Here is a 22,944-nt window from a genome sequence, read left to right on the forward strand (position 1 = left end):
GTGATAAAAGATACACCAAAGAAAAAGCACACGATGGCAAATAAATATTTGACCTTCTTTGTTGAAGATGAATTATATGGGCTTAGCATCTCAAAGATAAAAGAGATTATTGCACCAATACACATTACGAATATCCCAAAAACACCGAAATTTATTAAAGGTATTATTAATCTGCGTGGTTCTATTATCCCTGTAATAGATATAAGGCTGAAATTTGGAATGGATGAAAAAGAATCTGATGTAAACACTGCAATCATCATATATGAAGTCGATGGAATCTCAATAGGTTTTATTGTAGACCAGGTTGAAGATGTGATACTTCTAGATGATGATCATATCGTAGATACTCCTAACTTCGGTAACAACATAGATACATCATTTATAGAAAAAGTTGCAGAGATAGATGAAAATGTCGTTGTTATGCTTTTAGACTTGCAAAAGATATTTGAAGCATCTGAACTGCTAGATATTAAAACAATAAAATTAAATGAAAAACAGACAAAAAAGGTGAAATCATGAAAATGACTATTAAAAAACAGTTGGTTGCAGCACTATTATTGGTAGGTGCAGGGCCATTTTTAATCATGGCACTAACGTCATCTATCTCTTCAGTTAAAGCACTGACTAAAGAAGCGGAAAATAAACTAGAGATGGCGAGGGATCTAAAAAGTAAGCAACTTGGCACATATTTTAAGATGCTAGAACTTGGTCTTGGAAATATGGGTGAAGATAGAAAAATCTATGATCTTTACATCAAACTAAGAAATGTTCATGACAAGTATAAAGTAGCTCCAACCTCTAGTTTTAACATTACAGAAAAGTCAGAAGTAAAGAGAATTTACTCTGAATTTGATGAATATTTTCAAGGCTTTATACAAAAAAATGAACTTGATGATTTCTACTTAGTATGCTCAAAACATGGTCACGTTATGTATAGTGCAAATAAGAAATCAGATCTTGGTGAAAATCTTAAAACAGGACAACTCAGATCTACTATGATTGCAAAAGCATGGGAAAAAACAGTTGCAGATGGTAAAGCTCATTTAGTTGATATGAGTTCTTACTCTCCATCAAACGGTGAAGCAACTATGTTTATGAGTGTGCCGATGCTTAAACAGGGAAGTACTTTTGGTGTGATTATTGTTCAGATATCACCTAAGATGATTAATAAAATAATGCAAGAGCGCATTGGTATGGGTGGCACTGGAGAGACTTACTTAGTTGGACAAGACTACCTAATGCGTAGTGATAGTTTCATAAATGCAGATACTCACTCATTAAAAGCTTCATTTGCAAATAAAGATAAAGGCTCAGTTAAAACTGTAGCATCTAGCGGTGCAATAGCTGGTCAAATGGATACTGAGTTTATAACTGATTATAGAGGAATAAGAGTTCTCTCTTCTTATGCACCATTTGTTTATGATAATCTTCATTGGGCAATTATTGCTGAAATAGATGAAGATGAAATATTAGCTACTGTCTATGAGCTAAGAAACAATATTCTTATAATGGCTGCAGTGTTTTTAGTATTGATCCTTATTGCTGCATTAACTCTTGGTAGTTATATAAGCAAGCCAATTATTAAAGCAGTTAAGTCAATTATGGAGTCTAACAATCAGGTTGTTAGTGCATCTACCGAGATTACTGACTCATCTACAGCTCTTGCTCAAGGAGCAAGTGAGCAAGCGAGTGGAGTTGAAGAGGTTAGTGCAACAATAGAAGAGTCAACTGCTATTAACACGCAAAACAGTGCTAACCTGAATGAAGCAGACATTTTAGCTAAGAAATCAAAAGACTCAGCTCAAAATGGAAGTCACAAAGGTAAAGAGTTGATTAGTGCAATGATTGCCATCAATAGCTCTAGTGAGCGCATTTCTAAAATTATTAAAACAATTGATGAAATCGCAGCACAAACAAAACTTCTTGCTCTAAATGCAGCCGTTGAAGCAGCACGTGCAGGTGAACACGGTTTAGGTTTTGCAGTTGTTGCTGATGAGGTTAAGAGTCTCGCACAGCGTTCTTCAGAAGCGTCAAATGAAATCTCTACAATAATAGAAGAGTCTATATCTCAAACAAAAAATGGTACAGAGATAGCAAAAACAACATCTCAAGCTTTTGAAGAGATTTTAGAACGTATCGAGGGAACATCTGCCCTTATTACAGAGATAGCATTATCATCAAAAGAACAGAGTGATGGGATGAATCAAATTGCAATGGCAATGGGTGAGATAGATAATGTTACTCAACAAAATGCAGCAACGAGTGAAGAGGCAGCAGCATCTGCTGAAGAGTTAAATGCACAAGCCATTTCCATGAATGAGATGGTAAAAGTTATAGCTAAAATGGTTGGTGAAGTTGTTGCTGAGACAAGAACAACTTCATATAAACCAGTGTATCAGAGCCAAACGCCTAGAGAAAATAGAAAAAGAGGCTTTGTATCAAATGAGCCAAAGGACATTTTCCCTCTAGATGAAGAGGACCTCAAGGAATTTTAGATGACTATTGATGGTGACATACTCGAAATAGAACTTAGCACTGATATAAAAGGTGTTATAGAGCTGAAAAACTTTATAGCACCAAGGCTCGAATATATCGAGGAGATAAAGGTGATTCAAGATACATCAATTTTTGCATCTTCAGCTTTGTTTGGTCTGCTTCATAGTGTTAAAAAAACAAAACCTAGTATTGTTATAGAAATGATAGATAATGATGTGGAGTGTGATCAATACGGATTAATCCATTGGGTGAGACATGACTAAAGATAAAATACGCGAAATATTTATTGAAGAAGCTACCGAGATAATCGAGAAGCTTGATATAGATATCGTAGATTTTGAAGATACACCAGAAGATAAGAACTTAATAAATGAGTTGTTCCGTGGTGTTCACACTCTAAAGGGAAGTGCTAACTCTTTTGGATTTAACAGACTTGGTCAGTTTGTTCATAGTTTTGAAGATGTCCTTGATCATTATCGTAGTAGTGATGAAATAGTTACACATGAGAATATAGATATCTTTTTACAAGCTGTTTGCATTATTAAAGATGTTTTGTCCTTAGAGGTAAATGGTGAGGGTGGACTACCTGAGAACTTCGATGAAACTATAGATGCTATGAAAGAGATGATATCAAAAAAAGTTACAAAATCATCTCCTTCTAAAGTATCCGCTAAACCATTGGCAGATTTGTCGGTTGAATTTTCAGAACTTAATTTATCTAAATCTGTAAATGGCATCAAGTTTAGTGCTGATGAGATTATAAACTACAGTTCTAAGCTTGAAGATGGTGAAGAACTCTACCACATATCATTTAGCCTTGATGAAGATATATATTTTCGTGGGTTCGACCATGCGAAACTCTTTAAGCTGCTTAGCGAAGAGGGACATATATTAGAATCATGGTGGGATATGAGTGATATACCAGATCTTACTACTTTCGATCCACAAAAGAGCACTATAGGTAGAGTTGATCTTATCTTAGCCAGCAGAAGTCCATCTTCAGATATTCACGAACTTTTTGAGTATATTGAAGAACACGAATTTACTATGGAGTACATCAATAAAATCTTCGATAAAACTTTACAAGAAGAGATGCCATCTGTTGAGGATGATATAGAAGAAATAGTTGAAGAGAAAAATGAAGAAAGTGTAGGCAGAAGTATAAACAATAGGGAAGTACGTTCTTTTGTTAAAGTAAACACGAGTAAGTTAGATGAACTTTTCGCATCTATAGGTGAACTTGTTGTTGCGCAAAACTTTATAGCAGAAAATGAAGATATTAAGCGCATTAAGAGTGAACGTGTTACTCAGACAATGAGTCTGCTCTCAAAAATCACAAAGTTGATTCAGAGTAAGGTAATGTCTCTTAGAATGGTTGCTATTGGTGATACTTTTGACAAGATGAAACTCGTTGCAAGAGATGCGTCCAGAAAGATAAATAAAGAGATATCTCTTGAACTTCACGGTGTTGAAACTGAGATAGATAAGATAATGATTGATGAATTGTCAAATCCTCTTATCCATCTAATACGTAATGCTATAGATCATGGACTTGAAAGTAACCCTGAAGATAGAGCAAAACTTGGTAAACCGGCTGTTGGAAGAATATCTCTTAGAGCCTTTCACAAAGGCGGAAGTATAGCTATAGAAGTCTCTGATGATGGTAGAGGTATAAATAGAGATAAAATTTTTGCTAAAGCACTTGAAAAAGGTTTAGTAAAAAAAGATGACGAACTTAGTGATTCTCAAATATATGCCCTAATAATGGAACCAGGATTCTCTACTTTAGAGACTGTAACAGATCTATCAGGACGAGGAGTTGGATTAGATGTAGTAGTAGCATCTATAAATAAATTACACGGAAAAGTAGAGATTAAATCTCAGCTAGGTAAGGGAACAACTTTTACTATTATTCTTCCTTTAACGCTGGCTATTATAGACGGGATGTTAGTTAGTAGTGCAGGTAATACATTTATTATTCCTACGCTCTCAGTTATTGAATCATTTTTCCCAAGTAAAAATATGGTTCATACCATTAAACATAAGGGAGAATTTGTTGATCTAAGAGGGGAGATGCTTCCAGTAGTGAGGTTAAATCAGACATTAGAGTTGGATGATAAAGCACCGAATATATGGGAATCTACACTGATATGTGTAGATAGTGCTCATGGCAAGTATACTATTTTAATAGATGACCTCATAGGTAGACAGCAGGTCGTTATTAAATCTTTAGGACCTGTTCTCTCAAGACTAAAAGAGTTCTCAGGTAGCGCAATTATGGGTAGTGGAGAGATAGCACTTATTCTAAATGTAGAAGAGTTGATAAATTACGGAGAGTATAATTAGTGCCTTACGAAAAAGAACTTAGCCATGAGGTATTTGAAAAATTTCAAGAACTGATATATCATGAAATAGGCATCAATCTTTCAGAACACAAACGTACACTTGTACAAACACGTCTTAGAAAATGGCTTATAAAGTTTGAGCTCAATAGTTATAGTGAGCTATATGAGAAGATAGCTGATGACAAGAGCGATCAGATGCTAATAATGCTGGTAAATGCAATCACAACAAATGTTACTTCTTTTTTTCGTGAAGATAGTCAGTGGATATATCTTTTACAAAATATAGATACAATGTTTGACAGAGAGAATAAGCGTATTCGCATCTGGTCGGCGGCTTGTTCTAGCGGTGAAGAGCCATACAGTATTCTTATGTTTTTAAAAGAGCATTTGAATGATTTTCATAAGTGGGATATTAAGATCTTGGCAACAGATATTTCTGAGAATATGCTGCAACATGCACAAAATGGAATCTATGAAGAGAAAAATATGCAAAGTATTCCTAAACATATGAAATACAAGTATTTTATTCCGGCAATAGGCAAAAATGGCGGTAAGGCATTTGCTATAAAAGATGAGTTGAAAAAGTACATTATTTTTCGCTCTTTTAACCTTGTAACAGGTGATTACACGATATTTAAAAATAAGTTTGATGTGATTTTTTGCAGAAACGTTATGATCTATTTTGACCGTAAAACTCAAGACCAGTTATTATTTGAGTTCACAAACTTGCTTAGGAAAGGCTCTAGAGTCTTTGTTGGACACTCAGAGTCTATTCAAAATAAAAAACTAAACTATAAATTGGTCTCGCCATCAATTTATCAACTAAAATAAAGGGGACAGATATGGATATTTCAACAATTACAGACGACAAGTTACTTCAAGAGATTGGACGCAGGTTTCATGAGAAAAAATCTTCTATAGATGAGATGGAAGAGATGACAAAAAAGCTTCTTGTTTTAAATGAAAAAAACAAAAAATCTCAAGAGATAAAAAGTAAGTTCTTATCACTGGTGAAAAATGAGTTTAATAATCCTATGTCTTCTCTTTTAAACCTGGTAAATATGATGGTGAAAAAATCACAAGATCCGAAATTGGCAGAGTTGTCTTCTTTAATGAAGATGGAACTGTTAAAACTAGATTTTAGTCTAAAAAATATCTTTTGTGCATCTGAGATAGAAGCCGGTGAGATAGCAAACGACTACTCTATGGTGAAAATAAAAGATATTTATGATGAGGTGACAAACTATTTTAGTTTTCTTATAGAGGAGAAATCTTTAGAGATAAACTACAGTTCAGATGGTTCTGATGAGATCATAAGTGACTCTCAAAAAGTAAATATCATCCTTTTAAATTTAGTGTCAAATGCCTGTGAGTACTCTTACTCAAACTCTAAAATAGATGTATCATTTTCCAGTGATGATGATAACTATATCATAAGAGTTGAAGATATGGGTGAGGGAATCTTAGAAGGCAAAGAGCAAGATATCTACAGTAGTTTTTATCACTATGAATCAGGTAATACTCGCAGAACAGCAGGATTGGGTCTAGGGCTTAGTGTTGCTAGCGGACTCGTAGAGTCACTTGATGGAAGCATAGAAAATTTCAGACAAGAGAACAAGACAGTATTTACTGTGAAGATATCAAAAGTTGATGAGAAAGATGTAAGTCTCTCAAGAGGAATCGGTTCTAATGAGTTTATATTTGATGACTCAGAGGAAATGGTAGAGTTTTAAACAATGTATATACGAAAATTTATTCACGTTGGTGAGATTAATATTGGTGCCAGACCTACAGAAATAAGCACAATATTAGGCTCATGTATTGCTGTATGTTTGTATGATAGTGTTCATTGCATAGGTGGTATGAACCATTACCTTGTCCCACTTTGGAATGAACACGGTCTTCAAACTCCAAAATATGGAAATATTTCAATACCTAGGCTTATAGAGAGTATGTTAAATATTGGCTGTGAGATAGAAAATATGCAGGCAAAGATATTCGGCGGTGCTCATGTACTTGATATAACTGGTGAAGATATGATGGTTGGGCGTAAAAATATACTGATTGCTAAAGAGATTTTAAAAGAATATGGCATACCAATAACTGCCAGCGATGTTGGCGGGGATAAAGGTAGAAGAATTATGATGCGCAGTGATACTGGGAAAGTTCTTTTAAAGTACATCCAAAAAAGTGAGGTGTAGATCGTGAGATTTAAAGTTTTAGTTGTTGATGATAGTGCCACAGCAAGAGAAATTATTACTAGTATACTGAGCAGTGATCCAGATATAAAAGAGATAGTTACAGCTAACGATGCTTATGAAGCTCGAGATATAATTGTTGATTTTAAACCTGATGTTATATGTCTGGATATAGAGATGCCAAAAATGGACGGTATAACTTTTTTAAGAAAAATTATGAAGTACATGCCTACCCCGGTTGTAATGGTTTCAAAAATGACAAAAGCGGGAGCTAGTAAAACACTGGAATCTTTAGAGGCTGGAGCTGTTGATGTTGTCGAGAAGCCAACTATGAAAATGTTAAACGATTCAGACAAACACGCTCTGGAATTAATAGAAAAAGTTAAAAGTGCAGCCGGTGCAAATATCTTAAATAAAGCAAATCCCGCTTCTATTGTACATCTTACTTTTACTAAGCCATCTTCTCAAACAAGACAAAAAGTGATAGCCATTGGAGTATCTACAGGTGGTGTAGAAGCTTTGAAAAACTTTCTGCCGCAGTTTCCAAAAAGTTCACCAGGGATGCTTATAGTCCAGCACATGCCTGAGAACTTTACTAAACAGCTTGCAGATAGGTTAAATACATTTTGCGATATAGAAGTCAGAGAAGCTAAAAATGGAGACATTTTAACCGATGGAATCGCCTTGATAGCCCCAGGAGATCTGCATATGGTGCTGAGATATTCAAATAAACAGTATCACGTTGAACTTGGGACTGGTGAAAAAGTTTCAGGTCACCGTCCTTCTGTCGATGTACTATTTAACTCTGTAGCTAAAACAGCATCTAATGATGCAGTGGGTATCATTCTGACCGGAATGGGATCAGATGGAGCAAAAGGTCTGTTAAATATGCGCAAAAGTGGTGCTATGACTTTTGGTCAGGATAGTGTAAGTTCTGTTGTTTATGGAATGCCTAAAGTTGCTAATGATCTTGGTGCGGTTGTTAAACAAAATTCTCTTAAAGCGCTTCCAAGAGATATCTTAAAATATTTAGAAAAGGTTTAAATTTATGAAAAATATATTGATTGTAGATGATAGTAAATTTATCCGAACAGTTGTTAAAGAAGAAATCTCAAAAATAGTACAAGCCAATATGTTTATGGCTCAATCTTATGAGCAAGCGAAGCGTTTTATGGAAGAAAATGTCTTTGATATAGCAGTCTTAGATGTGCACCTTCCAGATGCAGACAATGGTGAAGTTATTGATCTTGCACTTAAATATGATATTCCAATAATTGTTTTAAGCAGCGGAATAAATGAGACTATTAAAAACATAGTTTTAGAAAAAAATATCGTAGAGTATGTTTCTAAAAGTGATCCTCAAAGTATAAGTTATATAGCTACATCTGTAAATAGAATACTTAAAAATTGTGATGAAACTGTTCTTATTGTTGATGATTCAGAAAGTACAAGAGAGTTACTAAAGACTTATTTACAAAAACTTCAAATTAATGTTTTAGAAGCTCATGATGCTGAAGAAGCAGTAGAAATATTAAAAGCAAATCACATATCTTTGGTCTTGATAGATTATAAACTCCCTACTATGAATGGTATGGATTTGACAATGCTATTGCGTCAAACTTATTCTAAAGATAGACTTGCAATAATCGCTATAAGTGCGCATAACAGCAAAGCAATAGCTACAAATTTTTTACGTCAAGGTGCGAATGATTTTCTTGCTAAACCGTTTACATATGAAGAGTTTAGTACAAGGGTAAATGTAAACATAGAACTCATAGACTTGTTTACAGAAAATAAAAACAAATCAAAAGAGGTAGAGGCTGCCTATAAGCTTTTCAACAATGGTAATATTATCGTTTTTAAATGGAAAAATACGACTGACTGGCCTGTTGAATATGTTTCTGAGAGTTTGGAAAATATCTTAGGATATAAACCAGAAGCATTTCTAAACTCCCATATCAAGTATAGTAAAATTATTCATGAAGATGATTTAGAGAGAGTTTTTATTGAAGTTCAAGAGAACTCGCAAAAGAGAGTTGCTTCATTTCAGCATGAAGACTACAGAATAAAACGTCATGATGGAAGTTATGCCTGGATACATGACACAACACAGATAGTTTATGACAGTAATAAAGACATAAGTCACTATATCGGATACATTGTTGACATAACAGAACAAAGAGAAAAAGAAGAAGAACTTCACGATTATATTGAGCGCTTTAACTTGGCAATTGAGAGTAGTCGTGATGGACTCTGGGACTGGAGCATCAAAAAAAATACAATGTTCTGTTCAACTGCACTTTTAACAATGCTTGGATATGAGAATGATGATGTTGAGTGTAGTTTTGAGTTCTTAAAAAGACTTGTTCATCCGGATGATGTAGGAGATGCTGAGAAAAAACTTCATGAGCATCTAAATGCCAACACGGAGTATTATGAAACTGAGTATAGAGTAATGACTAAGTCTGGTGAATATAAGTGGATTTTAAATCGTGCAAAAGTTCTTTTTGATAAAGAGTGGGCTCCAGATAGAGTTATCGGTTTTTACACTGATATAGACAGTAGAAAAGAGCTTGAACTTAGGTTAGAGCATCTAAGTATGACTGATAAATTAACTGGCCTGCTAAATCGTAATGGGTTAATTGAAAATTTTGAAATCTTCCAAAAAAGTGCTCAAAGATTTGACCGTAAAATGGGTTTGATGTTTATAGACCTTGATGGCTTTAAAAAAGTTAATGATACTCTTGGACATGCCGCAGGTGATGAAGTCCTTATTATCATAAGTGATAGACTTCAAAGTATGAGCAGAAGTAATGAGATTGCTGTTCGTATTGGTGGAGATGAGTTTGTAATTTTCATCCCTGAGTACGAAGATATTGATGAACTATCATCACTCTCTCAACGTATTTTAGATAGCTTTAGCATACCACTTAGCATAAAAGATGGTGAAGTCTCTATCGGCATGAGTATCGGTATAGCAACCGCAGATAATAGAGAAACTTTAGATGAGATCTTGTCTAGAGCTGATGAGGCGATGTATAAGGTTAAAAAAAGCGGTAAAGATGGCTACGCCTTTGCTGATATTTCTACTAAAGAGTAAAATTATTATATAAATATTTCACCCAAGTTCAAAATGCTATAATGAGGACATGAGTAAAACAACACTAATGGCCATTTTAGTAATTATGTTTGTTGCAGTGATAGTTGTTATAAAAGAGAGTAGAGAAGACTTGTCAAAAAATATTTTAGATAAAGATGCTGTAATACTGGCATTTGGAGATAGTTTAACACACGGTTTTGGTGCATCTATTAAGGATAGTTATCCTGCACAGCTAGAGAAAAAAACTGGACTAAAAGTCATTAATGCTGGGATAAACGGTGAGACTACTTCTGAGGGATTGCTTCGCCTTCCTAAGTTCTTAGAACAAAAACCAGACTTAGTTATTCTTTGTCATGGTGGTAATGACATCCTTCAAAAGCTATCACAAGAAAATCTAAAAAGTAATCTGCAAAAGATGGTAAGACTTATAAAGCAAAGTGGAGCGGAAGTTATTTTGGTCGCTGTACCTGATTTTCATATGTTTGGTTTTGGTACACTTTCACTATATGCTGAAGTTGCTGATGAAGTAGGAATATTACTAGAAGATGATGTACTGACTCATATAGAGCTAAATAGAGCTCTAAAGAGTGACTATGTACACCCAAATGAAAAAGGGTACGAGATGATGGCGAATGCCTTTGTGAAAATTCTTAAAGATTATAAATTTATTGCACCTTAACTGCAAATTTAGTTCCCCTAATAGCAACAGTTCCATCTGGAGTTTTTAAAATAAAATCTTCCGGTGAGAGTTCACCAATTTTTCCAGACTCAAAAGCGATAGAACCTTTTTCCAAAAATAGTTCAAACTCATACTCTTTTTCTGTTGGTTTAAAAAGAAACTTCTCTAGTTTAATCAGGCTGTTTGAACCTAAAACCAAGCTTGAACCATCTTTAAATATAATAGTTACAGAACTCTTCTCTTTAGTTATTAGAATCATTCCGCTATCTAGAGTGCTTCCACTCTTAATGTTAGAAGTATTGTCTCCACTCTTTACTGTTACATCACCTTTTACACTCTTAGCAAATGCTATCTCAACAGCATTGAGACTTGTAAGTAGTAATAGTATTGAAAGTATATATTTCATGTTAACTCCATTTAAAAATTTAATTTAACTATTGTCTGAATATGTTTCAGCAATATCTCTAAATCGTCCCTGTATTTCAAGAAACGCATCTACAAGAACAGGATCAAAATGTTTTCCTCTTCCATCTATAATAATCTCAATAGTTTTTGTATAAGCAAAAGGCTCTTTATATACACGTCTGCTGACTAGAGCATCATATACATCTGCTATAGCCATTAAACGGGCTTCTATTGGGATATTACTTCCTTTAAGACCCTCTGGATAACCACTGCCATCCCATTTTTCATGATGATACTGTGCAATATTCTTAGCCATAACAAAAAAGTCATTTTCTTTGTAGCTTAGTATAGCATTGTTTATGATCTGCCCACCAAGTCTTGAGTGTGTTTTCATAACTTCATATTCTGATGAAGTCAATTTACCTTTCTTTTTCAGTATAGAATCTGCAATTCCAACCTTGCCTAAATCATGCAAAGGAGCTGTTCTATACATCATCTCAATGGAATTTGGTGAGAGTAATTTAGTGTATATACCTTTTGAATATAGATGCTCAGCTAAAAGTTTTATATATTTTTTAGTTCTAATGATATGTGCTCCAGTTTCAATATCATGAACTTCAGCCACATGAACCATACTATCTAGTAGAGCTACATGAGAGCGATTTAACTCTTCACTGAATATGCGTCGCTCATAAGTGTCAATAATTATATATAAAACACTGATTACAAAAAAGTGAATAAGAAAAGGTGCCAGTAGATAACCAATAGATATATAAACACCATGATTAAAATTTACCATTGTTACGACTACTGAAGAAACTAATGTAATTACAAACAGAAATAAAATCAGGTTATTATGCTTTGTAACAAGTAGATAAAATAGTAAAATATTTATCAAAAGAGAGATAAAGGAGTTGATCTGCTGAAAGTATATAGGTTGTACTAAAAGCTCATCATGTAAAATGTTATCAATAGCTGTAACATGTACCTTGACACCAACTGTTTTATCTCCGCCGGTTACTACAACTTGGTCATGAAGTGCAGCTGCTGAAGAACCGATAAGAATAATTTTTCCGGTTAACATATCTTTTGGTAAATTGTCATTCAATACAGCAAGAGCAGATATTTTTTTATACCAAATACTATCATAAAAATTTAGCAGTACATTTGTATGTTTATCTGTTTTAATCTTATGACTTAATAGTTCAAAGTTATTATCATCAACTCTTTTAAAATCAGCATCTATATTTAGTAGTGTTGCTAGAGACAGAGCAGGGATTATAGTCTCATTATAGTTTCTAAGAAGCGGCATTCTGCGCAGTATTCCATCAGAGTCAATAGTAGTATTTATAAACCCGTAGTACTCAGAAGTAGTTTTTAGTTTTGACGTATTACATAAAAGATGTTGAGAGTTCTCTAGCTCCAATTGATTTACATCGGCATCTAGAGAGTGTATGTTTTCGCACTTATTGTTTGATATGTTATTTTTACTTAGATAAACACTCATTACGCTTTTACTCTTTTTCAAAATATCTGAGAGTATGATGTCGTTATCTTGAAGTTTTGTTGGTATTTCACTAAGTGATGTGTCTATATTAAAGAAGCTCTTATAAAAAGTTGATATCTCTATTGGTGATGTTCTGTCTTTTTCCGGAAAGATAATATCAATAGCTATTGTACTGGGATTCATATTATTTATTTTATCTATGAGTTTGGCTACAACGATTCTAGGCCATGGCCATTGACCCAGTGTATTTAAGCTTTTTTCATCTATATCAACAACTACTACATTAGACTCTCTATCTTTATAGTCATGCTTCTTTAGCAAGTTTGTAGTTATATCATAAACTATGTAGTCAAAACTTTTCGTTATATCACTCTTATAAGCGGCATAGTGATTGACAATTATAAATATACCTAAGAGAAGGTATAAAAAAACGATTCTTTTTTTTAATGTACGAATATTTCTACTCTCCTATTTAGTTGCTCAACAGTTTCATCTTCTGTTTTAATAGCTAAATTGGATTCAGAATAAGAGTCTACGTCTATTTTTGAGTAAGATATATCAGAGTTTTTTATCATTTCATAAACTGCTTTTGCTCTTTTTAGACCTAGTATTTTGTTTTTTTCTGAAGGACCGGCTGTGTCAGTATGTCCTATGATCTGCATATATGGCTTATCTCTTTGTGAAACTTCATCTATCATAGTTTGTAGAGAGATTTTTGATTCATCTGTGAGTTTAATCCCATTGAAGTAGAGTGTGTATGATAGTTGTTTCTCTGGTATTTCAGATATTACATCTGAAAAAAGTGCGTTTAAATCATCTTTACTCATATCTTTTGGCTCTGTTGGTGTATCATCCTTTGAAGTTATAGATACAAACTGATTTGGTTTGTCAACAACTACATTACCAGCCCCAGTCGCAACTACAATAGATGAGTTTTCTTTTTGGCCTTTAAGTAATACAATAAAGCTTTTTATTTTACAGCCATCAGCTCCGACCTTGACCCCTTTTGGTGTGTTTTGACACTTGTCAATATTAGAGAGAACGCCATCACCATCAATATCAGGTATGATGACTATCGGCGGTGCTTCTTCTACGGCTATCGGCTGTATGAGATAAAATTCGTCTTGTACCTTTATCTGTGTTTCTGAGGCGTTGAGTGTGAGGAGCAGAATTGTTGAGAATGTAAGTATTATATATTTCATAATTAATCCAAATAGAAAATTCACATATTATATATTAACATAATATGCAAAATTAATATCTGAATTGTAAAGTATTTTAAGCTTTAGCTAGCTTTTAGAGTTTGCTCTAGTATCTTGTACTCTTCTGTGTTTATAGCGCCTCTGTCAAGCTTACGAGTAAGCTCTTGAAGTGTTGCATCTTTTCCTAGTATCTTTATAGTTGAGACGTTTAAAAAAGTACTTACAAGTTTTTCTTTTTTTGCTGCGGCTTTTCTTATTTCTAAAGGGTTTTCATGTTCAAATTTATTTGCACTTTTTCTAGTTATAAAGAAAGCTACAATAAACATAGTTCCAAAAAGGGCAAAAAATAAAATAGCTTGATTATATACAGCGTCCATAGCATTTGCGTCCATAGTGTTTCCTTGATTTTGAATATAGTCGAATTTTGCCTAAATTCATTTAAATCAATAAAGTGATAAAAAGTTGATATTAAAATTTAAAGTTTATAAAAGAAATGTGAGAATTTAAATTGATGTTAAAATGTCGTTATGTTTTGCTATAATCACATCATAAATAACAAAATAAAGAGATACTATGCAAGAACTTGTATTAAAGAGTGATGATTTTCTGGTTTCGCAAACGGATGACAAGGGTATTATATTGTTTGCAAATGATGACTTTTGTAAGATAGCAGGATATACGATTGATGAGTTAGTTGGAAAGCCTCATAATATTGTAAGACACAGAGATATGCCAAAAGCTGCTTTTAAAGATCTGTGGGACACTGTAAAGAGTGGAAAAGTATGGGACGGTTATGTTAAAAATAAGACTAAAGACGGTGGTTATTACTGGGTTTATGCAACTGTTTATCCTATGAAAGACACCATTACTAACCAAACTCGCTATATGTCATGCAGAAGAAAACCTTCAAAACAAGAAATTGAAGCGGCTGAAACGCTATACAAAACATTAAGATAGGGAAATAGATGAATAATTTACAAAAAACAATAGTAGTTTCAACAGCCTTCGTAATTTTAATAGCTTCTTTGTTCTTAACTAGCTCAAGTGTCATCCAATCAGTTTTAGCAGTAGTTGTATTCGCAATTGTAGTAGGAGTAAACTCTATCAATAGTTCAGGAAATACCGGTGATTTAAACAAAAAAAGATTAGATCTTATTGAGATGATGGAGTTTAAAAGAAATAAAGTTGATATTGATCTTAACACAACAAATGAAGCAGAAATAAATTTTAATAAAATAGTGACTAGTTATCAAGAAGCAACATTGGACGATACCCGTGTTGCAGGCGAGATGGTACTTTTAGCAGATAAAGTCTCAAAAGGTCACTTTTCATGTAGAGTTAACGCAGACTCTAAAACACCATATGTTCACGTTCTTAGAAACAGTATGAACAATATGTTGACATCTTCTGAAAAAACTCTAGACAATGCTATAAGAACTTTACAGAGTTATGCTGATGGAAACTTCACTTCAAGAAGTGAAGTTAAAGTTGAAGCAAAAATGGCTGATTTATTAAAAAATATTAATCATTTAGGTCAATCTTTGCAAAATATGGAGCAGGAAAACAAAGATACACAAAGCCATATTTTAGAATCATCAAGTAAACTAAATAAGACAATCAGCGAAATAACTGATACTACTATTATAGAGCTAAAAGATATGATTCATACTACTGTTAAACGTATACATAGTGTATCTGAAAAAGAAAATGAGATGGTTCATAACCTCCAAAATTTGGTTGCTAATGCAAATGAAACCAAAGAAATTTTATCTACTATTGGTGATATTGCTGAACAGACTAACTTATTAGCACTAAATGCTGCAATAGAAGCGGCTCGTGCGGGTGAACATGGTCGTGGTTTTGCCGTAGTTGCTGATGAAGTAAGAAAACTTGCAGAGCGTACTCAAAAATCTTTAGCCGAGACATCAGCAACTACGAACGTACTTATTCAGTCTATTTCAGATAGTTCAGATGCACTTAATATAAATGCGAATGAAGTAAACAATATCTCAGATGAAGTAAGTCTTATCAGTGATAAGATGGATGATATCATAAGTATTTTACAAAAGCTTACTCACAAGTAAGAATCTTTACAACCTCTTCAAAATGACCCTCTTTTGCATAGTCTAATGCAGTTTTACCTTGAGGGTCTTTTATATTTACATCCGCACCATTTTCAATCAACAGTTGTACCAGTTCTTTAGAATTATGTTTAGAAGCTAATATGAGTGCAGTAGAACCTACCTTACTTTGAAAATTGATATTTGCACCATAATCTAGAAGCATTCTAACAAGCTTATAGTCCCCACAACAGCTACTTGGAAGAAGTAGGGTGTAACGATTTTCAAATATTTCATTTGGATCCATTCCATTTTCTAAAAAGTGCTTAACAGTCTGGTATTGCTCAGTTGTTGTTTTCCTGCAAGAGGTGGACTTTTTGTTGGCGAGTTTCATACCTATAGTAGCTAGTAGATGATTTTTGTCTTGTTCATCAAGTTCTTTTAGCGTAGATGCTATCCTTTGTTTATCTACAAATATAAAGTAATCTCCAAGAGCTAATAGATGAATGCTAATAGGCAGAAATATGATGATATACCAAAAAGATTTAATAGGATCAGCTATGATAAATATACAGACTAATGTTGTAATAAATAGTATGCCTAAACTTATGGGGATGTATTTAAAAGCAGACTCAACAGCAAATGGGATTTTTGGTAGATAGTTTCTTGATGATTCTTCATTTGAACGTCTATAGACTGTATACTCTGCATTTATAGAGAGTGCAGATGCTACTACCTCACCGATAATAAGTAGAATTACTACAGAGAGTTTAGTTAAATCCAAAGTCAGTGTGATGTTTGAGAGTTCATAAATAACGTAGACTATAGCAACAAATCCCATCATAAATGGAATAAATGCCTGCAGATAAGAGTTTTTAGAATTACGCACTTCTATGGCAAGTCGGATTGCAAAGTAAGTGTTTAAAAGAAGTAAAGCAAGCAGGGTATTTTCATAATTAAGAAGATAAGCATCAAAACTGATACTAAAGAAAATAGTAGTAGCTATAAATAGACTACAGATTACTAGCAGACTTCTCTCTTTATAAAATCCGTTTACAAGTTTTTTCAAGCTCAATTCCTTTTGAATTTATTATATCTAATCTTATAAGATAATGACTAATTGGTGTATAATATTCCATAATAATCAATAAGGGGTGGATATGTTTAATTTTATTCGAAAGCTTTTTAAGGCACTTAACTCTTCAGGTAAGTCATGGCAATTATCAGGAGCTATTGTTCTTGCAATGTTTGCAGGTTTTTTACCTACAAGTTCACTCATATTATTAGATATACTTTTTTTAGCACTTATATTTAATGTAAACTTTGGACTCTTTCTTCTCTTTACTGTTATATTTAGCGGAGTTGGTTATCTTTTTGACCCACTCTTTGAGTCTATAGGTTACTCAGTTTTAACTAATGATAGTCTAAATGGATTTTTCACAACTCTATATAATTCTGCACTCTTTAGATGGAGTTCGTTTAACTACACTCTTGTAACAGGTTCACTTATAGTATCTTCTGTTCTTGCAGTTCCGATGCTGCTTGTTTTAAATAGAGTTATTACTCTTTATAGAGATCAGATAGGAGCTAAGTTAAACGAGTGGAAAGTTACTCGTTGGATGAAACTTTTTAATGAAGAAGCAAAAACAAACTCACTGTTTCGTTGGTGGGGAGTAGGTGTATTTGGTGGTTTGGCTGCAGCAATCATCGTAATCTTTGTTTTTATGTTTGACCCACTGGCTCGTGTTGCTATAGAAAAATCACTTGCATACTCTCTGCAAACTCATGTAGATGTAAAAGATTTCAGTTCTAGTTTTTCAGACTTGCGTATGAAAATATCCGGAATCCAGATAGCAGACAAAGACAAACTAACTCATAACCTTGTTCAAGTAGCAGATGTTGAGTTTGACCTTGGTTTTTCTGCTCTTATCGAGAAAAAAGCGATGATAGAAAAGCTAAATGTAAATGCTTTGGCATTTAACGAAAAAAGAGCAACTGAGGCAAAGGCTTATGATGACTCTTATGTCCCACAAACTCAAGCTTCTAAAACAGCAGATGCAGGTGAAAAATCAGCATCTAGTGAGAGTAGTCCCTTCGCTCTACCAAACGTAGATGATATCTTGGCAAAAGAGGAACTAAAGTCAGTAAAAGAAGCTCAGAAACTAAAAGTAGATATAGAAAAGACTAAAGAGAAGTGGATGAAAATATCTTCTGAACTAAAGAGTAAAAATGAAGTAGATGAGATAAAAACAGATGCAGAAAAACTTCAAAAAAGCCTCCAAGGCGGAGATATAACAAAGCTGGCATCTGCTAAAGATGATATAGATAAATTAAAGTCTAAAATCAACTCTCTAAAAGGTAAGTATGCATCATTACAAAAAGATTTCAATGCAGATCAAGAACGTCTTAAAAAGCAGATATATGCTCTAAAAAACCTTCCTCAACAAGATATAGACCGTCTTAAAAAGAAGTACTCTCTAAGTGCTGGAGGTGGGGCTAACCTCATTGGAACACTAATGAGTAATGAGATAGGTGAGTATATGAAAATGGGGCTAAAATACTATGAGATGCTAGCTCCATACATTAGTAACGATGCTAAAAAAGAAGAAGTTCAAGATGTACCTCCTCCTCGCGGTCAGGGAAGATGGATAAAGTATGCGAACCTCTCAAAGATTCCAGACCTAGTGGTTAAAAACTCAAACATCAACATAAAACTAAAAGGCGATGTTTTAGATGTGAACATAAAAGATTTATCTAGCAACCAAAAACTCTACGGTAAACCTATGAAACTTCATGCAGATGCTAAAGGGACACAGTACAAGCAGATAGTAGCAGATGTAGTTGATGACAGACGTAGTGACAAAGCAAACACAAGCTTTGATATAACGGCTACAGGCTTCAAAACAGCAGCTCTGGATATGCAGGCACTAAGTATGAATGACATAGTTACAAACGCTACTCTAAAAGGTGCAGTCGAAGATGCAAATGTAAAAGCAATAAGTAAAGTAAATGTAACGAAGGTGAAGCTGCAGATGCCATCACAAAAACTGGTAAATGAACTTCTATCTGGCATCTCGAAGTTTAATGTAGACATATCTGTTGAGGGAAAACTTGAACAACCTGTGATTACAGTACAAAGTGATTTGGACAAACAGCTCTCTAGTGGTATGAGTGCAATGGTATCAAAAGCGACTAAAGGTTTTGAGAAAGATCTCAAAGCCGGTATTTTAGCAAAAGCAGGAGGTTCCAGTGAGGGTCTCTCGTCAAATCTGGGGGACACAAGTTCACTGCTTAACTCAAAACAAGATGCATTAGGTGGAATCAATACAAGTTTTTCTCCATCATCCGGCGGTACTGACTTTATGAAGAAGTTGTTTTAAAACAAGGTAGAGTTTTTCTCTACCATTGGAAGTTATTTTAGTGTAATTTCCACTCTTCTATTTCTTTTTTTAGCAACACCATCATCTGTTTCAATTATTGGATTTGCTTCGCCATAGTAGTCTAATGAAATGATTTTACTGTTCACACCATTATCTGTTAAAACCTTTATAACATTTTTCGCACGCTTCATAGAAAGCACTTTGTTATAAGCTGCTTTTCCTGCTCTGTCGGTATAACCGATAACATCAATCTGTAAGATGTTATTTGCTTCTATATCTTTAATTATTTTTTCTATTGTAGCTATTGATTCACTTGTCATATCAGAAGAATCAAATTTAAAATATAGACGGTAGTTCTTAGCTTCTTTTGGCATTTCATCAAGCAGAGTTTTATACTCATTTTGGACAGATTCTTTAGATAAAATTTCTTTTTTATCAAGATTACTGATTTCTACTTTTTGCCACGCTTTATCTAAGATAACTTCTTTACCATTATCGGTCACTATCAGTTTACCAACACTGCCATCAGCTTGAGGTAGCAAAATGATATCTACTTTGCTACTGCATCCACTGAAAAACACTAAAGTGATAAAGAGGGTAGTTATAAAAAACTGTTTCATATGTATGCCCCTCATTAATCAACCTTAACAATAAAATGCGTTCCACGTATTCCCATGGTTGCTGTTTTTACTTTGACTTTAAATGCTTTAGGATTAATCTTAGATATAAGTCCCGTTACACATGCAATACTGCCTCTTGATAAATTACTAACAAAAGCTTCTTGATTTTCATCTGGGTTAAAGAGGTACTGCTCAAGTAACAATTTACTGTTTGGTCCAACAGATATGCGTGTGTTGTCTTTAAAAATAAGGCTTACAGAACTTTTTGATTCTGTGATAATGGTATCTTTTTCAAAGAGTTTAGTCCCAACTTTTACAGAAAGCTCTTTACCTTCTCTTTCTATGCTGACACTTCCTTTAACTTTTTTTACTAAAGCAGCTTCATCTGCTAAAGTAAGAGAGAAAACACCTAATAAAATTATAAAGTATAAAATCTTCATGACTTACCCCCACTTTTTTGATGTTTTATTATTAAAGAAAAATATGATTAAGTATAGCATTATAGAATTAAAAGCTGTCAGAAATTGTCACAGATTGTTTAGAACAAAAATAGTATAAATAGAACAAGGTGCTGAACCTGGTGAAGCTTTTTGTTCGGCTTGTGGGTAGTAGGCTAGAGCAGAACTCTTAATTTATACATCTTATTGTATTTATTAAGAGTAACTCTCTATAAATGGAACTATCTATATTTTGTTACAAGTAGTAAGACCAATCGTATAGTAATCTTTTCCATTGTCTACACCAGAGGGTAATTCTTTCATAATAGAGTAAAAAGGAGATGATGTATTTGCATTGTCAACTGTTACTTCATTTCTACCATCAACGGTAACCCAACATGAATTTTGATTTTTAATAACTTTGATATTAAACTTTTCATTTTTTACAGTTTTACAACTGTACTGAATCTCAGTCTTCTGGTACCCTGGCGTTGCCGCCTTTGAAGCAGTAACCGGTTTAGAAGCTGTAGCAGCATTACAGCTAGTTGTTGTTATCGCAGCAAGTGCAATGCTAATAGCACCACGTTTTAGCATGTTGTGATGATTTTTACTCATATTATACCTCTTTAATTAGAATGGGTTAATAACAAAATTAGTCATGATTTTGTCACTATTAAAAGATGTTACATTTTGATTTATTAAGTAAAAATAAAAGTTTTATATTAGTTTTTATTATTAAGTATGTCTTCTTTTAATTTTAATAAGCTTAAATTATATATAATGAAATCTTATATCATTAATATGTGATGACTATATAATAAGTATGTGATGAAATAATTTGCAAGGCAATAAATAAGGGGATGCTACAACAAAAAATCTAAACTTTGTTTATGAAGTTTTCAGAGTTATAATTTTTATATTTTTACTATTATATAAAATATTTTTTTTTGTAAAATAAAAAAAAAGTTCAAATTGTAACATGTTAGCATATACTAAAATATTGACTCATATCAATTTATTTCTTTCATTATAACCTTCCTGTCTGACAAACACTTAACAAAAAAAGTGATGTTAGTAGTACGATTGCAGTAAAAAAGTTATAATCTCATCATAAGTATAAAAGGACAAAAATGGCGGTAGTAAGGATTGTTGATGGTTTAGATTGTTTTGCAGAGGATTTTAAAGGTATCTCTCTTCATGGCTCAAAGATTGAAAAGGCAGAGTTTGAATCATGCACGTTTGTCTCTTGCGACTTTAGTGAAACTTTCTTTTCCTCGTGTAGATTTATCGAGTGCCGCTTTGAAAACTGTAATCTAAGTCTCATGAAACTAACAGATACTAAAATGAGCGATGTTACTTTTGTATCTTGTAAGATGATCGGGGTTGACTGGACGATGTGTAACTGGAAAAGTTTGCTTAGTGCCGAGCCTTTGCGATTTATAGAGTCCATTTTAAATGATAGTAACTTTTGTGGTTTGGAAATAGAGGGTCTGGTCATGAAAGAGTGCCGCGCGAAAGAAGTCGATTTTCGACAATCTTCACTAAAAAAAGCTGATTTTACGGGTAGTGATTTTAAGGGAGCACTGTTTGAAAACACTCACTTGGAGTATGCTAACTTTACAGATGCACAAAATACCTACATAGACATACGCAAAAACCATCTAAAAAAAGCAATCTTCAGCCGATACGAGGCACTGTTTCTACTTGAAATAATGGAAATTACATTAGTGTAGATACAAAAAAAGTGTATTCTTTTTGTTCATGATTCTCACCAAATCCTATAACAGGCATAAGCGGATGCTTATCTGAGATCTTAACCACTACTTCGTACATCATAGCTTTCATATCTAAAGCGTTTACAGACTCTAAGAGCTCTTTTGTAGTTGCATCTCCATCTATGAAGCCTAAGAGTAACTTTTTAGTGTCATGGTCTATCTCTATGGACGTGATGATTTTTTGACCTGCATTTTGATAATTTTTATTTTCATCTTCTTTTAAAAGCATAGCTAAAATGATATAGTCATTAGAGTTTTGTATATTTTCCCGTATATCATCTATCATGTCTATGATGTATTTCATTTTTCACCTTTTAAATAGTAATCATTATTATATCTTAGTTAAAAAAGTAAAATATTTTAAATTGAGTATAATACTTATATAAATATCTAACAAAATTAAAATCAAAGGTTTTTTATGTCTCTTGGATTTAATAAGTTTTATAAATTTTGGCCATATATTACAATTCTTATTGGATTTTCAATCAGTATCTTCGTGGGGTTGTTTGTCCATCACTACTATGAGGAAAAAGAAAACTTACGTTTAGAATTGGCAAGTAATGAAATAGTTCTCCTAGTAAAAGACCGTATGACCGCGTATGAACAAGTTCTAAGAAGTGGCGTTGGTTTTTTTAATGCCTCCGAGGTTGTCTCCCGTAATGAATGGGCAATCTTTGTCAAAGAGCATAAACTCAATCAAAATTTCAAAGAATTCAGGGATTTGGTTATTCTGAAGTAGT

The 22,944-nt window shown here is 33.5% G+C and carries 24 protein-coding genes; 15 read left to right on the forward strand and 9 right to left on the reverse strand.

What is annotated here, in order from left to right:
• Genes SMGD1_RS10490 through SMGD1_RS10535 form a run of 10 tightly spaced genes read left to right on the forward strand, consistent with a single transcriptional unit; the run spans nucleotide 1 to nucleotide 10,818 of the window.
• The gene (locus SMGD1_RS10490) at nucleotides 1–519 is read left to right on the forward strand and encodes a chemotaxis protein CheW (protein ID WP_008341319.1); all 519 of its coding nucleotides are present in this window, start codon (nucleotides 1–3) and stop codon (nucleotides 517–519) included.
• On the forward strand, nucleotides 516–2,495 hold the full coding sequence (locus SMGD1_RS10495; protein ID WP_008336583.1) for a methyl-accepting chemotaxis protein: 1,980 nt from the start codon (nucleotides 516–518) through the stop codon (nucleotides 2,493–2,495). Before SMGD1_RS10490 ends, SMGD1_RS10495 begins: the two co-directional genes overlap by 4 nt.
• Complete coding sequence (locus SMGD1_RS10500; RefSeq protein ID WP_008341322.1) at nucleotides 2,496–2,759, forward strand: hypothetical protein; 264 nt, start codon at nucleotides 2,496–2,498, stop codon at nucleotides 2,757–2,759.
• Entirely contained in the window at nucleotides 2,752–4,842 is a 2,091-nt protein-coding gene (locus SMGD1_RS10505) for a chemotaxis protein CheA (RefSeq protein WP_008334936.1), read from the forward strand. The genes SMGD1_RS10500 and SMGD1_RS10505 overlap by 8 nt, the downstream gene beginning before the upstream one ends.
• A complete protein-coding gene (locus SMGD1_RS10510; protein WP_008336868.1) occupies nucleotides 4,842–5,672 on the forward strand; it encodes a CheR family methyltransferase in 831 nt (276 codons plus the stop codon). The genes SMGD1_RS10505 and SMGD1_RS10510 overlap by 1 nt, the downstream gene beginning before the upstream one ends.
• Before the next feature lie 11 nt (nucleotides 5,673–5,683).
• Entirely contained in the window at nucleotides 5,684–6,574 is an 891-nt protein-coding gene (locus SMGD1_RS10515) for a sensor histidine kinase (protein WP_008335813.1), read from the forward strand.
• Between the two features lie 3 nt (nucleotides 6,575–6,577).
• A complete protein-coding gene (locus tag SMGD1_RS10520) occupies nucleotides 6,578–7,042 on the forward strand; it encodes a chemotaxis protein CheD (RefSeq protein WP_008335388.1) in 465 nt (154 codons plus the stop codon).
• Nucleotides 7,043–7,045: 3 nt separating this feature from the next.
• On the forward strand, nucleotides 7,046–8,083 hold the full coding sequence (locus SMGD1_RS10525) for a protein-glutamate methylesterase/protein-glutamine glutaminase (protein ID WP_008335197.1): 1,038 nt from the start codon (nucleotides 7,046–7,048) through the stop codon (nucleotides 8,081–8,083).
• Nucleotides 8,084–8,087: 4 nt separating this feature from the next.
• Nucleotides 8,088–10,139 carry a diguanylate cyclase domain-containing protein gene (locus tag SMGD1_RS10530; protein WP_008335833.1) on the forward strand — a complete coding sequence of 684 codons (2,052 nt, stop codon included), beginning with the start codon at nucleotides 8,088–8,090 and terminating at the stop codon, nucleotides 10,137–10,139.
• A gap of 49 nt (nucleotides 10,140–10,188) precedes the next feature.
• Complete coding sequence (locus tag SMGD1_RS10535) at nucleotides 10,189–10,818, forward strand: GDSL-type esterase/lipase family protein (protein ID WP_198407974.1); 630 nt, start codon at nucleotides 10,189–10,191, stop codon at nucleotides 10,816–10,818.
• On the opposite strand, the gene SMGD1_RS10540 is transcribed toward SMGD1_RS10535, so the two are convergent.
• From SMGD1_RS10540 to SMGD1_RS10555, 4 genes are all read right to left on the reverse strand, one after another.
• The gene (locus tag SMGD1_RS10540; RefSeq protein WP_008336163.1) at nucleotides 10,805–11,224 is read right to left on the reverse strand and encodes a FecR family protein; all 420 of its coding nucleotides are present in this window, start codon (nucleotides 11,222–11,224) and stop codon (nucleotides 10,805–10,807) included. The genes SMGD1_RS10535 and SMGD1_RS10540 overlap by 14 nt on opposite strands.
• A gap of 24 nt (nucleotides 11,225–11,248) precedes the next feature.
• Nucleotides 11,249–13,186, reverse strand: coding sequence for a CHASE2 domain-containing protein (locus SMGD1_RS10545; protein ID WP_316680463.1), 1,938 nt, complete (start codon nucleotides 13,184–13,186; stop codon nucleotides 11,249–11,251).
• Nucleotides 13,174–13,932, reverse strand: a complete 759-nt coding sequence (locus SMGD1_RS10550; RefSeq protein WP_008336305.1) for an OmpA family protein — start codon at nucleotides 13,930–13,932, stop codon at nucleotides 13,174–13,176. The genes SMGD1_RS10545 and SMGD1_RS10550 overlap by 13 nt, the downstream gene beginning before the upstream one ends.
• An 83-nt stretch (nucleotides 13,933–14,015) precedes the next feature.
• The gene (locus SMGD1_RS10555) at nucleotides 14,016–14,324 is read right to left on the reverse strand and encodes a hypothetical protein (RefSeq protein WP_008336665.1); all 309 of its coding nucleotides are present in this window, start codon (nucleotides 14,322–14,324) and stop codon (nucleotides 14,016–14,018) included.
• A 181-nt stretch (nucleotides 14,325–14,505) separates the two neighbouring features.
• Here SMGD1_RS10555 and SMGD1_RS10560 point away from each other — a divergent pair, with 181 nt between their 5' ends.
• Both SMGD1_RS10560 and SMGD1_RS15050 read left to right on the forward strand, forming a co-directional pair.
• A complete protein-coding gene (locus SMGD1_RS10560) occupies nucleotides 14,506–14,889 on the forward strand; it encodes a PAS domain-containing protein (protein WP_008336752.1) in 384 nt (127 codons plus the stop codon).
• An 8-nt stretch (nucleotides 14,890–14,897) separates the two neighbouring features.
• Complete coding sequence (locus SMGD1_RS15050; RefSeq protein ID WP_008334975.1) at nucleotides 14,898–16,016, forward strand: methyl-accepting chemotaxis protein; 1,119 nt, start codon at nucleotides 14,898–14,900, stop codon at nucleotides 16,014–16,016.
• Here the strand turns inward: SMGD1_RS15050 and SMGD1_RS10570 are convergent.
• The gene (locus tag SMGD1_RS10570; protein ID WP_008336886.1) at nucleotides 16,003–17,061 is read right to left on the reverse strand and encodes an ankyrin repeat domain-containing protein; all 1,059 of its coding nucleotides are present in this window, start codon (nucleotides 17,059–17,061) and stop codon (nucleotides 16,003–16,005) included. The genes SMGD1_RS15050 and SMGD1_RS10570 overlap by 14 nt on opposite strands.
• A 91-nt stretch (nucleotides 17,062–17,152) precedes the next feature.
• Here SMGD1_RS10570 and SMGD1_RS10575 point away from each other — a divergent pair, with 91 nt between their 5' ends.
• A complete protein-coding gene (locus tag SMGD1_RS10575; protein ID WP_008337026.1) occupies nucleotides 17,153–19,372 on the forward strand; it encodes a TIGR03545 family protein in 2,220 nt (739 codons plus the stop codon).
• Between the two features lie 32 nt (nucleotides 19,373–19,404).
• Here the strand turns inward: SMGD1_RS10575 and SMGD1_RS10580 are convergent, their stop codons facing one another.
• From SMGD1_RS10580 to SMGD1_RS10590, 3 genes are all read right to left on the reverse strand, one after another.
• The gene (locus SMGD1_RS10580; RefSeq protein ID WP_008335822.1) at nucleotides 19,405–19,992 is read right to left on the reverse strand and encodes an OmpA family protein; all 588 of its coding nucleotides are present in this window, start codon (nucleotides 19,990–19,992) and stop codon (nucleotides 19,405–19,407) included.
• Nucleotides 19,993–20,006: 14 nt separating this feature from the next.
• Complete coding sequence (locus tag SMGD1_RS10585; protein WP_008336862.1) at nucleotides 20,007–20,432, reverse strand: FecR family protein; 426 nt, start codon at nucleotides 20,430–20,432, stop codon at nucleotides 20,007–20,009.
• 243 nt (nucleotides 20,433–20,675) lie between these two features.
• A complete protein-coding gene (locus SMGD1_RS10590; RefSeq protein WP_008335697.1) occupies nucleotides 20,676–21,044 on the reverse strand; it encodes a hypothetical protein in 369 nt (122 codons plus the stop codon).
• Nucleotides 21,045–21,559: 515 nt separating this feature from the next.
• On the opposite strand from SMGD1_RS10590, the gene SMGD1_RS10595 reads away from it, so the two are divergent.
• Nucleotides 21,560–22,162: a pentapeptide repeat-containing protein gene (locus SMGD1_RS10595; protein ID WP_008335001.1), complete on the forward strand. Its 603-nt coding sequence runs from the start codon at nucleotides 21,560–21,562 to the stop codon at nucleotides 22,160–22,162.
• Here the strand turns inward: SMGD1_RS10595 and SMGD1_RS10600 are convergent.
• Entirely contained in the window at nucleotides 22,149–22,508 is a 360-nt protein-coding gene (locus SMGD1_RS10600) for a hypothetical protein (protein ID WP_008341330.1), read from the reverse strand. The two genes, SMGD1_RS10595 and SMGD1_RS10600, sit on opposite strands and share 14 nt — an antisense overlap.
• 114 nt (nucleotides 22,509–22,622) lie before the next feature.
• On the opposite strand from SMGD1_RS10600, the gene SMGD1_RS10605 reads away from it, so the two are divergent.
• On the forward strand, nucleotides 22,623–22,943 hold the full coding sequence (locus SMGD1_RS10605; protein ID WP_039919963.1) for a hypothetical protein: 321 nt from the start codon (nucleotides 22,623–22,625) through the stop codon (nucleotides 22,941–22,943).
• Nucleotide 22,944 lies beyond the last annotated feature (1 nt).

The organism is Sulfurimonas gotlandica GD1 (genome assembly GCF_000242915.1).
Classification (GTDB): Bacteria; Campylobacterota; Campylobacteria; order Campylobacterales; family Sulfurimonadaceae; genus Sulfurimonas; species Sulfurimonas gotlandica.